This is a genomic window from Caenispirillum salinarum AK4 (assembly GCF_000315795.1).
Taxonomy (GTDB): domain Bacteria; phylum Pseudomonadota; class Alphaproteobacteria; order Rhodospirillales; family Rhodospirillaceae; genus Caenispirillum; species Caenispirillum salinarum.
In genome coordinates, this window is sequence record NZ_ANHY01000005.1 from 155,940 (window position 1) to 168,565 (window position 12,626).

The 12,626-nt window shown below is 69.0% G+C and carries 14 protein-coding genes; 7 read left to right on the forward strand and 7 right to left on the reverse strand.

The features are described from left to right. The first annotated feature begins 78 nt into the window (after positions 1–78). Both guaA and C882_RS05950 read left to right on the forward strand, forming a co-directional pair. On the forward strand, positions 79–1,632 hold the full coding sequence (gene guaA / locus C882_RS05945) for a glutamine-hydrolyzing GMP synthase (RefSeq protein ID WP_009539663.1): 1,554 nt from the start codon (positions 79–81) through the stop codon (positions 1,630–1,632). A gap of 263 nt (positions 1,633–1,895) precedes the next feature. Next, the gene (locus tag C882_RS05950; RefSeq protein WP_009539664.1) at positions 1,896–2,258 is read left to right on the forward strand and encodes a hypothetical protein; all 363 of its coding nucleotides are present in this window, start codon (positions 1,896–1,898) and stop codon (positions 2,256–2,258) included. On the opposite strand, the gene C882_RS05955 is transcribed toward C882_RS05950, so the two are convergent. Together C882_RS05955 and C882_RS05960 are read right to left on the reverse strand one after the other, a co-directional pair. Continuing rightward, the gene (locus C882_RS05955; protein WP_043643855.1) at positions 2,242–2,739 is read right to left on the reverse strand and encodes a nucleoside deaminase; all 498 of its coding nucleotides are present in this window, start codon (positions 2,737–2,739) and stop codon (positions 2,242–2,244) included. The two genes, C882_RS05950 and C882_RS05955, sit on opposite strands and share 17 nt — an antisense overlap. A gap of 46 nt (positions 2,740–2,785) precedes the next feature. Then, positions 2,786–3,466 (reverse strand): FMN-dependent NADH-azoreductase, encoded by a 681-nt coding sequence (locus tag C882_RS05960; RefSeq protein WP_009539667.1) that lies wholly within the window; start codon positions 3,464–3,466, stop codon positions 2,786–2,788. Between the two features lie 245 nt (positions 3,467–3,711). Between C882_RS05960 and C882_RS05965 the strand changes: the two genes are divergently transcribed. Next, positions 3,712–4,590 (forward strand): LysR substrate-binding domain-containing protein, encoded by an 879-nt coding sequence (locus tag C882_RS05965; protein ID WP_009539668.1) that lies wholly within the window; start codon positions 3,712–3,714, stop codon positions 4,588–4,590. Positions 4,591–4,672: 82 nt separating this feature from the next. Here C882_RS05965 and gmhB read toward each other — a convergent pair whose 3' ends face one another. Further along, positions 4,673–5,203 carry a D-glycero-beta-D-manno-heptose 1,7-bisphosphate 7-phosphatase gene (gene gmhB / locus C882_RS05970; RefSeq protein ID WP_009539669.1) on the reverse strand — a complete coding sequence of 177 codons (531 nt, stop codon included), beginning with the start codon at positions 5,201–5,203 and terminating at the stop codon, positions 4,673–4,675. 118 nt (positions 5,204–5,321) lie between these two features. On the opposite strand from gmhB, the gene C882_RS05975 reads away from it, so the two are divergent. From C882_RS05975 to cydB, 4 genes are all read left to right on the forward strand, one after another. Beyond that, complete coding sequence (locus C882_RS05975; protein ID WP_009539670.1) at positions 5,322–6,791, forward strand: TrkH family potassium uptake protein; 1,470 nt, start codon at positions 5,322–5,324, stop codon at positions 6,789–6,791. A 4-nt stretch (positions 6,792–6,795) separates the two neighbouring features. Then, on the forward strand, positions 6,796–7,512 hold the full coding sequence (locus C882_RS05980; protein WP_009539671.1) for a potassium channel family protein: 717 nt from the start codon (positions 6,796–6,798) through the stop codon (positions 7,510–7,512). Between the two features lie 96 nt (positions 7,513–7,608). Beyond that, entirely contained in the window at positions 7,609–9,051 is a 1,443-nt protein-coding gene (locus tag C882_RS05985) for a cytochrome ubiquinol oxidase subunit I (protein WP_009539672.1), read from the forward strand. Next, positions 9,048–10,109 carry a cytochrome d ubiquinol oxidase subunit II gene (gene cydB, locus C882_RS05990; RefSeq protein WP_009539673.1) on the forward strand — a complete coding sequence of 354 codons (1,062 nt, stop codon included), beginning with the start codon at positions 9,048–9,050 and terminating at the stop codon, positions 10,107–10,109. The genes C882_RS05985 and cydB overlap by 4 nt, the downstream gene beginning before the upstream one ends. Before the next feature lie 102 nt (positions 10,110–10,211). Here cydB and C882_RS05995 read toward each other — a convergent pair whose 3' ends face one another. The 4 genes from C882_RS05995 to C882_RS06005 form a co-directional block, all read right to left on the reverse strand. Then, the gene (locus C882_RS05995) at positions 10,212–10,421 is read right to left on the reverse strand and encodes a hypothetical protein (protein ID WP_009539674.1); all 210 of its coding nucleotides are present in this window, start codon (positions 10,419–10,421) and stop codon (positions 10,212–10,214) included. 185 nt (positions 10,422–10,606) lie between these two features. Next, on the reverse strand, positions 10,607–10,804 hold the full coding sequence (locus C882_RS24565; RefSeq protein WP_152415224.1) for a hypothetical protein: 198 nt from the start codon (positions 10,802–10,804) through the stop codon (positions 10,607–10,609). A 292-nt stretch (positions 10,805–11,096) separates the two neighbouring features. Next, positions 11,097–11,567: a c-type cytochrome gene (locus C882_RS06000; protein ID WP_052000015.1), complete on the reverse strand. Its 471-nt coding sequence runs from the start codon at positions 11,565–11,567 to the stop codon at positions 11,097–11,099. Between the two features lie 75 nt (positions 11,568–11,642). After that, positions 11,643–12,563 carry a bile acid:sodium symporter family protein gene (locus C882_RS06005; RefSeq protein WP_009539677.1) on the reverse strand — a complete coding sequence of 307 codons (921 nt, stop codon included), beginning with the start codon at positions 12,561–12,563 and terminating at the stop codon, positions 11,643–11,645. Positions 12,564–12,626: the final 63 nt, after the last annotated feature.

A 12,626-nucleotide genomic window follows, 5' to 3' on the forward strand; every position in this document is an offset into this window, starting at 1 on the left:
CCCGCCGTTCCTTTGGGCTATCGTCCGCGCCAACTCCGCCCCGCGTTTTCTCCCCTTGCCTGCCGGACATCCGCCGTCATGACCGATCGCATTCTCATCATCGATTTCGGCTCCCAGGTCACCCAGCTCATCGCGCGCCGCGTGCGCGAGAGCGGCGTGTACTGCGAGATCCAGCCCTTCAACAAGGTGACGGAAGAGACCATCCGCGCCTTCGACCCCAAGGGCGTGATCCTCTCGGGCGGGCCGGCCTCGGTGACGTTGGCCGTCAGCCCGCGCGCCCCGCAGGAATTGTTCGACATGGGCCTGCCGATCCTGGGCATCTGCTACGGCCAGCAGACCATGGTCGCGCAGCTGGGCGGCCGGGTGGAAACCAGCGACATGCAGGAATTCGGCCGCGCCTTCCTCGACATCCAGAAGGACAGCGCCCTGTTCGAGGGCGTCTGGCAGGTGGGTGCCAAGGAACAGGTGTGGATGAGCCACGGCGACCGCGTCGCCGCCCTGCCCGAGGGCTTCGAGGTCTACGCCACCTCGCCCAACGCGCCGTTCGCCTTCATCGCCGACGAAAGCCGCCACTTCTACGGCGTGCAGTTCCACCCGGAAGTGGTGCACACGCCGCACGGCCACCAGCTGATCGAGGCCTTCACCAAGCGCGTCTGCGGCTGCGCCGGCGACTGGACCATGGCCGCCTTCAAGGAGCAGGAGATCGAGAAGATCCGCGCCCAGGTCGGCGACGGCAAGGTGATCTGCGGCCTGTCGGGCGGCGTGGATTCGTCGGTCGTCGCGGCGCTGATCCACGAGGCCATCGGCGACCAGCTGGTGTGCGTCTTCGTCGACCACGGCCTGCTGCGCGCCGGCGAGGCCGACCAGGTGGTGAAGGTCTTCCGCGACCGCTTCAACATCAACCTGGTCCACCGTGATGCCTCCGACCTGTTCCTGGGCAAGCTGGCCGGCAAGACGGACCCCGAGGAAAAGCGCAAGATCATCGGCGCGACCTTCATCGACGTGTTCGAGGAAGAGGCCAAGAAGGTCGGCGGCGCCGACTTCCTGGCGCAGGGCACGCTCTACCCCGACGTGATCGAGAGTGTCAGCTTCCACGGCGGCCCCTCGGTCACCATCAAGAGCCACCACAACGTGGGCGGCCTGCCCGAGCGCATGAACATGAAGCTGGTGGAGCCCCTGCGCGAGCTGTTCAAGGACGAGGTGCGCATCCTGGGGGCGGAGCTTGGCCTGCCGCACGAAATGGTCGGCCGCCACCCCTTCCCCGGCCCGGGCCTGGCGATCCGCATCCCCGGCCAGGAGATCACGCGCGAGAAGTGCGATGTTCTGCGCAAGGCCGATGCGATCTATCTGGAGGAAATCCGCAACGCCGGCCTCTATGACGCCATCTGGCAGGCGTTTGCCGTGCTGCTGCCGGTGAAGACGGTGGGCGTGATGGGTGATTCCCGCACCTACGACCACGTTCTGGCCCTGCGCGCGGTGACCTCGACGGACGGCATGACGGCCGACTACTACCCCTTCGACCACGCCTTCCTGGGCCGCACGGCCAACCGCATCATCAACGAGGTGCGCGGCGTGAACCGGGTGGTCTACGACGTGACCTCGAAGCCGCCGGGGACGATTGAGTGGGAGTGAGGGGCGGGCACGCCGGCAAGGGCCGGGTGCTGACGCGCGTCAACCAGCGTCAGCGTCCGGCCGTTGGCCGCCCCTTCTCGCCCTCCCCTATGGCCCCCGCGCCACACCCTGGGCCCGAAACCCTTCCGCCGCTCCCGCCTCGCGCGACACCCTTTGCCCTTTCCGCTAGGATGCCTTGGCACCTTAGGGGGAAAGAGGCGTTGAAGATGCATAAGGTTGCGGTGCACACTGAAAGCCGGGACAACGCTCCGGGAGCGCGGGCCATGGCGGGCGTGGAGGGGTTCGGGGTCGTCAGGGTGGAGAACCCCGCACTGGGTGAGGCCACCGGCGCGACGCTCACGCTCACCGCCGGCTACGTCACCGGCGGCGATGATACCTACTACTATCTCGGCACCTACACCGAAGCCGAGGACCGAACGCTCAGCATATCCATCGACGCCGTCCGCTTCGCCGGCGACCCGCTGCCGGAGCTGGACGACTTTTCCGACATGCTGTTCCTCAAGCACACCCTGAAACCCGCCAACGGGGACGAAACCTGGTACGGCCAGCTTGTCGACCGGGTGGAGGAGGACGCCACGCCGCTCTCGGTGATCGGCCGGCGGATGGCGGTCAATCCGGGGGAATAGGCGTGGCGGCCCTTTCCGGCCAGCGCGCCAGCATGGCCTCGGCTTCCGGCGCCGGAGCATGGCGGCACGGCAAGTCCCGCCCAAGGGCGTCTTCGCGGATTACGTCATAGCTCGACCGGTAGTCGTAGCCGGCCTGCGCCGCCTGATCGCGGGACATCGCGTAATACACACGCTCCACGCCCGCGCTGCGAAGCGCCATGGCGCACATGGCGCAAGGCTCGCCCGAGGCGATCACCGCGTGACCGCGCAGGCTTGTCCGCCCGAGGCCGCCGGCGGCATCACGAAGCGCCTCTATCTCCGCATGCGCCGTCGGATCACTATGGTCGACAACGCGATTCACCCCCTCTCCTACAACGGACCCGGTTTCGTCGACGACGAGGGCGGCAAAGGGCGCGGCCCCCGCGAGCGCACGGTCGGTCGCCTGTTCGACGACCCGTGAGAGCAGGGCGTCCAGGTTGGGAAAGTCGTCACATGACGTCATGGCATTGCTTCCGAGGTTGGCGGGCCGGCGTGCGCCGGCCCGCGCGTCAGGCCGTATGCCGTTCGGTGACGAAGCGCGCGACGAGCGCGTCGATCGACTGCTCGGCCTTGGCGATCGAGTCCTGCAGACGTTCGTCGGCGAACTCGTCGTACTCCACGGCGACCGAATGCATTTCGCTAATCCCGATATAGGCGAAGGCCGTCCGAATGCCGGGCTCGACGTGATTGCTGTGTTCAAGACGCTCGCCGGGGCCGTACCCGAAGTCGCCGCGCGCGGTGGTCACGACCAGCCGCTTGCCGGGCGGCACCATCGGCCAATAGGGTTTGCCTTCGCGGCTGCGGTCGAAGCCGAAGGTCCGGCCGACGCGCACGATGTTGTCGATATAGGCCTTGAACTGAGCGGGCACCCCGAAGTTGTACATCGGGACCCCGGCGACAATCACGTCCGCCGACAACACTTCATCGACAAGGGCATCGCTCTCCGCCAGCGCCTCGGGCATCCAGTCCTCGCGCTGATCCGGCGGCGTGAAGGCGGCATGGATCCAGCGCCCGGTCACCGGGGCGGGCGGATCTTGTCCCACGTCGCGGTAGACGATGGGGTCTTGAGGGCGCGCGGCGCGCCAGGCGTCTACGAACCTGGCGCTCAGGCGACGGCTGTGCGACCCGAAACGCGTTTCGTCCGAGCGGCCGGGCCGGGCGCTGGCGTCGATGTGCAGGATATTGGGCATGAGCGTGCTCCTGTTCCCAAGGCGGATCGCCGTTTTGGATGCCGTCTTTGTAATCGCTCCGCCCTGGCGGCCACAAAACGAAAGGACGCTTCAATTAATGAGCAAAACTCATCCATCTCGCCGGCCGATCGCGCGACACCGCTGCGCCGCCAGGGAACGACATCGGGAACGGCACGGGATGAGGCGTGGCCGGGCACGCTCGAAATCCCCTTTTACGAAGACATCAAACTCATGTATCTGAAGGCATGCTGCACGCCATGCCGTCCCTCATATCGCTTCGCGCCTTCGAAGCCGCCGCGCGCCTCGGGAGTTTCAAGGACGCGGCGGAGGAGCTTTCCGTTTCTCCGACCGCCGTGTCGCACCACGTCCGCGGGCTTGAACAGGCCCTTGACGTGCAGCTGTTCGTGCGGGAGACGCGCGCGGTTCATCTGACCGATACCGGGCGCCGCTTGTCCGAGCGGTTGACCTCCGCCTTCACGGAAATCGGCGATGCGCTGAGCGAGGTTCATGCCACGGAACATGACCTGACGGTGACCACCACCCCGGCCTTCGCCGCCCTCTGGCTGGTGCCGCGGATGGAGGCTTTTCAGGCGGCGCACCCCGACATCCGCCTGAGGCTCGAAACCGGCACCGCGCCCGTGGATCTTGCGCGGGACCGGCGGATCGACGTGGCCATCCGGTACGGCGGCGACGAGGGTCCCTGTCTGGCGCGCGCCCTCCCGCCCGAGCGGATCGGCCTCTACGGCGCGCCGGATGTGGCCGTGGCGCTTGGCGGACGGCTGAACGGCGCGACGATCCTGACCACCGATTGGGAACAGCCGGGCCTGCCGTCGATCTCGCCCGAAGCCTTGACCGTGGGCGCGAGTGCCGAGGACAGGCCCAAGGTGCGCCAATTCAAGCAGGAGCATCACGTCGCGCAATGTGCGATCGCCGGTCAGGGTCTGGCGCTTCTCAGCGATGTCCTCGCGGGGGATCTGGTGGCGCGCGGATTGCTGAAGCCCGTCCGGCCGGACATCCAGGTGCGCGGGCTCTCCTACGGCGTGCTTTGCCTGCCCGAGCGCGCGCGCGTGCGAAAGATCGCCACCTTCATTCGCTGGCTTGAGGCGGCGTTCACGCAGACCTGACGACGATCGTCGCCGCGCCGTCGGCGGCCTTCGTCCCCGGCCGGGCCTCCCTCGCATCCCGTCCCGGCTCGGCCGGAAGGCCTCACCCGCCCCGCTTCATCCGGTCCATCACGCCCCGCACGTATCCCGCCAGGTCGCCGGCGGTGTAGAGGTGGCCGGGGATGCCGGCGGCCTCCGCCGCCTCCAGGTCGCGGCGCTTGTCGCCGATGAGGAAGCTGCGCCCCACCTCCACCGGCCAGTCGCGCAGCAGCCGCAGGATCATTCCAGGCTTCGGCTTGCGGCAGTCACACTCCGTCGCAAACGGCGCCACCGCGCCGGCCGGGTGGTGGGGGCAGAAGGCGATTGCGTCCACGTGCGCACCCACCTCTGCCAGATCGCGCGCCATTTCGTCGTGCAGGGCGTGCATCTCGGCCTCGCCGTACATGCCGCGCGCGATGCCCGACTGGTTGGTGACGATGAACACCCACCATCCGGCGTCGTTCAGCAGCTTTATCGCCTCCCGCGCGCCGGGCATCCACTGCCAGTCGGCCCAGCGATGGACGTAGCCGTGGTCGACGTTGAGCACCCCGTCGCGGTCGAGGAAGGCGGCGGGGCGCAGGGTGCGGCTGGACATGGCGGCGGTCTCCTGGCTTGGCGTGCGCGCCCCTCTCCTTACGGCGCGGGCGGCAACCGTGCAAGGCTCCCTTCCGTTGCGGGAACAGGAGGCTCCACCACGGAAAGGCGAACGGCTCATGGCCGGCAAGGGCGCGGCGGTTCTGGCAAGGCCCGTGCGGCCGCGCATGGTGGCGGCCTGTTTCGCCGCGCTGGCGCCGTCGCTGGCGCTGGCGCCGGGCGTGCCGGTGCCCGTGGCCCTGCTGCTGCGCGACTGGGAAACGGCCGTGCGCTGCGCCGTGCCGGTGGTGCTGCTTCTGGGCTTCTGGGCGCTCGGGCGGCGGTGGAGCGCGCTGACGGTGTCCGACGTGCAACGCAACGAGGCCCTGCTGGTCTCCGGCCTGAGCTTCATCGCCGGCGCCGCCGCCCTGGCGTGGCCGCTGAAGCCGCAGGAAGTGCCGTGGGACGCGGCGTTCTTCGAGGCGGTGTCGGCCATCACCTCGACCGGCCTGACCATGTTCCCCGACCCGTCCGCCCACGGGCCGGCGCTGTTGTTCGTGCGCGCCTGGGGGCAGTGGTACGGCGGCCTGGCGATCCTGGTTCTGGCGCTGAGCCTGACGGTGCGGCCGGGCGTGCTGTCGCGGCGGCTGGGGCGGATGGAGGCCTCGGAAAGCGACTTCATCGGCGGCACCCGGGCACGGGCCAAGCGCGTGCTGTGGGTCTACGGCGCGCTGACGGCGGCCTGCATCGCCGCGCTGTGGGCGCTGACGGGCTCGGGGTGGGAGGCGCTGCTGCACGGGCTGACGGCGGTCTCGACCGCCGGGTTCTCCAGCCACGGCGACAGCCTGGCGGGGTGGGACTGGCCGGCGCGCGCCGTCATCATGGTGTTCGCCCTGGCCGGGGCGGTGTCGCTGCTGTTCTGGTGGCGGCTGCGCGAGGACGGGCCGCGCCACCTGCTACGCGACCGCGAGGCCCAGGCGCTGGTGGTGCTCATCGTCGGCGGCGCGGCCCTGATCGCCCTGCTGGAGGCCGCCTGGCGCGAGGGCGGCATCTGGGCGGTGGACTGGAGCCTGTTCGGCCATGCGCTGTTCCTCTCGGCCAGCGCCCAGACGACCACCGGCTATTCCACGCTCGACCCCGGGCAGATGGCGCCGGCGGCACAGCTTGTGATGATGGCGCAGATGATGGTCGGCGCCGACCTGGGCTCCACCGGCGGCGGGCTGAAGGTGGCGCGCGTTCTGGTACTGGTGGCCATCGTGCGCACGGCGCTTCTGTCCACCGCCCTGCCCCGGCACGCCGTCGCCAAGCCGCGCACCCACGGCGGCCCGGTGCACGAGGGCGCGGCGCAGACGGCCATGCTGCTCGCCCTGCTATACGGCGCGACGATCCTGGTCGGCTGGGGCGTCTGCCTGGCGGCGGACGCGCCCCCCATGGCGGCCCTGTTCGAGGTGATTTCGGCCACCTCCACCGTCGGGCTGTCGGCGGGTGTGACGGGGCTGGAGGCGCCGGGGGCCGTCAAGGCGACGCTCATCGTCTGCATGCTGCTGGGGCGCGTGGAGTTCCTGGCGCTGCTGATCGCGCTCGCGCCCCGCACCTGGAAGGGAGGATGATTTCATGCGACTGGTCTGCATCGGCGCCGGCCCGCTGACGCTCAACATCGTGCGCATGCTGGTGGACAAGGGCCACGACATCGTCATCATCGAGCAGGACCGCGCCCGCATCGAGGACCTGACGGAAGACCTGGACGTCGGCTTTCTGCACGGCGACGGCGCCAAGCCCATGATCCAGCGCGAGGCCAAGCCCGCGGAATCCGACGCGCTGCTGTGCCTCACCGACGACGACGAGGACAACATCCTCGCCGCCCTGGTCGGCCGGCAACTGGGGTTTCCGCGGGTGATCCCGAAGATCCAGGACGCCGACTTCCTGGGCATCTGCGAGGAACTGGGCCTGGAGAACACCATCATCCCCGACCAGACCATGGCGCGCCATGTCGTCGACCTGGTGGTGGCGGGGGCGGACGCGGACCTGTCGGCCTTCATCGGCGGCGGCGTGCGGTTCTACAGCTTCGAGGTGACCGAGGACGAGGCCGGCCCCTGCACCGACCTGGACCTGCCGGAAAAGACCCGCCCCGTCCTCATCCAGCGCGGCGAGGACTTCGAACTGGCCGAGGAGGCCTCGGAGGTTCAGGCCGGCGACCGCGTGCTGCTGGTCACCCACGTCGACCACCTGTCGGAACTGCGCGACCGCTGGCCCGCCCGCCATGTCCGCGAGGGCGAGCAGCAGGACGGGCGTCAGGGCAGGGACAAGAGCAAGCGCAACGGCGCGGATTGACCTCCGCTCGCCGCGCAACCCGGTCATGAGGAACGGCCCGCACATCCGCCGCGTACACCGCCTGAGCCTTCATCCACGTCATCCGGAGCATGGCCCATGGACCTAGACCCGCTTTTGCTGTCGCGCATCCAGTTCGGGTTCGTGGTGTCCTTCCACATCCTGTTCCCGGCCTTCACCATCGGGCTTTCCGTCTACATCGCGCTGCTGGAAATCCTGCACCAGGTGACGAAGAACGACGTCTGGGGACGGCTGTCGCGGTTCTGGATCAAGATCTTCGGCGTCTCGTTCGGCATGGGCGTCGTGTCGGGCATCGTCATGTCCTATCAGTTCGGCATGAACTGGAGCGCCTTTTCCGCCGCCACCGGCAACGTGCTGGGGCCGCTTCTGACATACGAGGTGCTGACGGCCTTCTTCCTGGAGGCGACGTTCCTGGGCGTGCTGCTGCTGGGCCGCAACAAGGTGCCGCCGACGGTCTTCACCCTCGCGGCCGTCATGGTGGCGCTGGGGACGTTGGCGTCCAGCTTCTGGATCCTCTCGGCCAATTCGTGGATGCACACCCCCGACGGGTACGAGCTTCTGGACGACGGCACCTTCGTGGTGACCAGCTGGTGGGATGCGGTGTTCAACCCCAGCTTCCCCTACCGCCTGGCGCACATGGTCACCGCCGCCCTACTGACGACGGGCTTCTGCGTGCTGGCGGTCTCCGCCTGGAAGATCCGGCGCTCCGAGGCCGTGGCGGAAAGCCGCACCATGATGTCCATGACGCTCTGGCTGCTGCTGGTCCTGGCCCCGCTTCAGGTGTTCATCGGCGACCTGCACGGGCTGAACACGCTGGAGCACCAGCCCGCCAAGCTGGCGGCCATGGAGGGGCACTTTCATACGAACACGGACGAGCCCATGCCGCTCACCCTGTTCGGCTGGCCGGACATGGAGAACGCCGAGATGGACTGGGCGGTCAACATCCCCTACGCCGGCAGCCTGATCCTCACCCACAGCTGGGACGGCACGGTGGCGGGGCTGGACCAGTTCCCGCGCGAGGACTGGCCGACGGTCCCCTACGTCTTCTACAGCTTCCGCCTGATGGTCGGCCTGGGCTTCCTGATGGTCGCCATGGCGGTGATCGGCAATGTCATGCGGCCCGGCGGGCGGGTCTACCGCTCGCGCGCCTACCTGACGGCGGCGACGTGGTGCCTGCCCATCGGCTTCATCGCCATCCTGGCCGGCTGGGTGACCACCGAACACGGCCGCCAGCCCTGGGTGGTCCAGGACCTGATGCGCACCGCCGACGGGGTGACGCCCAGCCTGACCGGCGGCGACGTGGCCTACAGCTTCACGCTGTTCATCCTGGCCTACGCCATCATCTTCCCGGTCGGCATCTGGTTCATCCGCAAGCTGGTCATCAAGGGCCCGCCGACCGAGATCAGCCCGCCGCCAAGACAGCTCGTCAGCGGCCCGGGCGTGCCCCAGGCCGCCGGCCAGGGGGTGACCTCCGCCCGCCCGCGCAACGCCACCGGCACCACGGGGAGCACCGCGCAATGACCGACGCGCTCAGCCTGGACCTCACCCTCATCGCCGCCGGCATCCTCGCCATCGGCGTGTTCATGTACGTGCTTCTGGACGGCTTCGACCTGGGCATCGGCATCCTGTATCCGTTCGCCCCGGCGGAACACTCCCGCGACCTGATGATGGACAGCGTCGCACCCGTGTGGGACGGCAACGAGACTTGGCTGGTGCTGGGCGGCACGGCCCTGCTGGCGGCCTTTCCCATCGCCTATGCGGTGCTGCTGGCCGCCTTCTACGTGCCGCTGATGGTCATGCTGATCGGCCTCATCTTCCGGGGCGTGTGCTTCGAGTTCCGCGCCCAGGGCGGGCCGTCGAAGGGCTGGTGGTCGGCCGGCTTCTTCGGCGGATCGCTGGCCGCGACGTTTGCACAGGGCGTGGTTCTGGGCACCTTCATCGCCGGCGTGCCGGTGGAAAACGGCCAGTACGCCGGCGACGGCATGGCCTGGGCCGCGCCCTTCCCGCTGCTCTGCGGCGTCGGGCTGGTGCTCGGCTACGCCCTGCTGGGCGCCGGCTGGACGCTGATGAAGACCGAAGGCGTCACCCACGACTGGGCCTGGAGCCTGCTGCGCCCGCTGGCGCTTGGCGTGCTGACGATCGCCGTGGCGGTCAGCGTCTGGACCCCGTTCCTGCACCCGTGGATCACGGCGCGCTGGTTCTCCTGGCCCGGCAGCCTGTTCGTGGCGCCGTGGCCCCTGCTGGGCCTTCTGTGCCTGGGTATCCTGTGGTACGCGCAGCGGCGCATCCATGCCCGGCGCTCGCCCGTCCGCCCCGGGCCGCTGTTCCTGAAAAGCTGGGAGTCGGTGCCCTTCCTGGCGACGATGGGGCTGTTCCTGTGCTCCTACGCCGGGCTGGCGCTGACGCTGTGGCCCTACGTGATTCCGCCCGACATCAGCATCTACACGGCCGCCGCCGCGCCCTCGGCGCAGAAGTTCGTGCTGGTGGGGCTGGGCGTCCTGGTGCCGGTGACCATCGGCTATACCGCGTGGTCCTACTGGGTGTTCCGCGGCAAGGTTTCCGGCGACGCACACTACTAGACGTCGAGCGACTCGGGGAACGCCGGTTTTAGCGAAAATTGCGCCCAGCGTGCGGCAAAGGGGCGGGCCCGGCGGCACGGGCACCGCGCCCTCGGGCGCGGATCAGAGCTGGTTCACCCGGTCCGTATAGACCGAATAGGGCCGGCCCTGCTCTCCGGTGCCGGCATAGCGCACGCGCTGCGCGCGGGAGTACGCCTGGTCCAGGCGGCTCTGGCGGGCCTGGCGGCGGTTTTCGCGCGCGCCCATGAGGGCGGCGGGCAGCAGCACCAGGATCAGCGCAATGCCCGCAATGAACATCCAGGTTTCGGTCATCGGTCGACACTCACAAGGACGGATAAGGCCCTACCCCCTTCGGCCAGGGCACGCAGGCATGGTACATCCGCTTGGCGTTGACGTTCAACAGCAAGACTGATCCTCAACCCCGTGGCACATCGGCAAAAGAAAACCGGGCCGGCGATCGCGCGCCGGCCCGGCCTTTCTTGGACCAAGGTCGAACGTCAGGCGCATTTGCGCAGGGGCGGAAGCTCCTGGATCAGAAGCTCGCGGTCACGCAGGCCGGCCCGCGCCCTTTCCACATGCGCCCACACCACGTCGGGCGACAGGCGATCGCGACGCATGACCGCAAGGGTAACCTCGTCGGTCATCAATTCGTGCAGCGGCGGTTCCACGCCCGCCTTCCTGTAAAGCCCGCTCACGGCGTTGCGTCCTCCCGAGACTTGGTTTGGGGCCTTCCCTTTGCCGATTGCCGCCAAAATAGCGACGAACCGGGACCCTTTTATGACGCCCTGGTTGTTTGTTCGTGACGCGCGGACCACCGGCACCTCCCAGAACCGACCGGCGGCGTGACGCCCGCGCGCGCACCGTGGGGGCGACCCTATCCACGGTACGGGCATCTAAACACGGAAGCGGCGGGATCGTTCCAACACTGTTGAAGAAAAATTCAGGAAAAAGGAATCGGCGGAAGACCGCTCGTATACACACGGGACCTCAAGGATTTCGTGCCTGCTGCTTCTGGAGTACGTCTTCCGGCCAGCGCGATTTGATGTAGGCCAGCGACGCCCAGATTTCCCGATCCGTCAGAACATCCTCATAAGCCGGCATGTTGCTCACGTACCCCTCGGGCGCGAAGGGCTCCACGCCGTATTTGGTGATGTCGAACAGCTGCTGGTCGGGATGGTGCCAGGTGTGGCCGGTCTCGTCGTGGGGCGGGGCCGGCAGGGTGCCGTCGGGATTGCGGCTGCGCCAGTCCGGCTCCCCCTCCAGCGCCAGGCCGTGGCAGGCGGCGCAATGCTCGGCATAAACCTGGCGCCCCTCGGCCACCAGCGCGGCGTCGGTCGGGTCCGCCTGGGGACCGCCGCTGCCGCCGCTGAGCATCCACCCGCCATAGGCGGCACCGCCCGCGAGAACGGCTCCGATCAGGGCGGCCTTCACGAGCCGGGCGGGGGAACGTGGGGGCATGGCAGGTCTCCGGGGTGTCTGGGGGCGCGTGGCGTCTGACGGACCATATGGGTGAAGCCTTCCCGGGCTGGAAGGTCAAGCCGCGGCCCGCAGCCGCTGGTAAAGGGGCGTCAGCACCGCCGGCAGGATGTAGATGGGAAACTGGCCCAGCGCAAAGTACAGCGGCACGTCCGGGTGCACGCCCGCGGGCAGAACCGCCAGCAGCAGCGCCATGTTGCAGTTGCCGCTGACCAACCCCACCGTCAGCGCCGCGCGCCGGCCCATCCACCAGAACAGGGCCGCCCCCGCCGCCTGAAGCCCCAGGTTGGCCGCGAAGCTGCCCAGGATGATCAGCACCGTCCGCACCGGGTTCGCCAGAAGCTCCGCCGTCACGCCGTCCATGATGGCGATGGCGAACAGCACCAGGAAGACCACCGACCCGGCGTCGATGGCCTGCCCGTGCTGCTCCAACCGGGCCCGCCCCAGCAGGTGGCGCAGCAGGACGGCGCCGCCGACGCTGAACGCCACCAGACCGGCCAGCCTGAGCGTCAGCTCCCACGGCGCGATATCCAGCGGCAGCTGCGCCAGAAGCTCGGCCGCATAGGGTGCCGACAGGGGCGTGAGCAGCGTCGCCGCGACCACCACGACCAGCGCCAGCGAGCCCTCAAGCCCGAGCAGCATCGCCAGCGCCGGCGACGACATGATGGGTGCCGACGCCGCCATCAGGATCAACGCCGCCCGCAGGCCCGCCGACAGGTCCAGGGCCGAAACGGCGGCCGCCATGACCACCGGCGCCCCCACCAGCACCCACGCCAGCACCAGCGCCACCCGGCCCGGCCGGCGGAACGTTCCCAGCACCGCCGCCCAGTCCATGCGCAGCATCGCCAGGATCAGCAGCACCGCCACCGCCGGCGGCAGCAACGGCCGCAGCGCATGGGCCAGGTCCGGCAGGATCAGCCCGGCGAAGACGCTCAGGAACAGGAACCAGCGGGAATGGCGGACGAGGAAGGCGGTCATGGGAGTACGGCACGCGAGGCCCGCCCACCCTCGCGCCCACGATCGTCATTCCTGCGAAAGCAG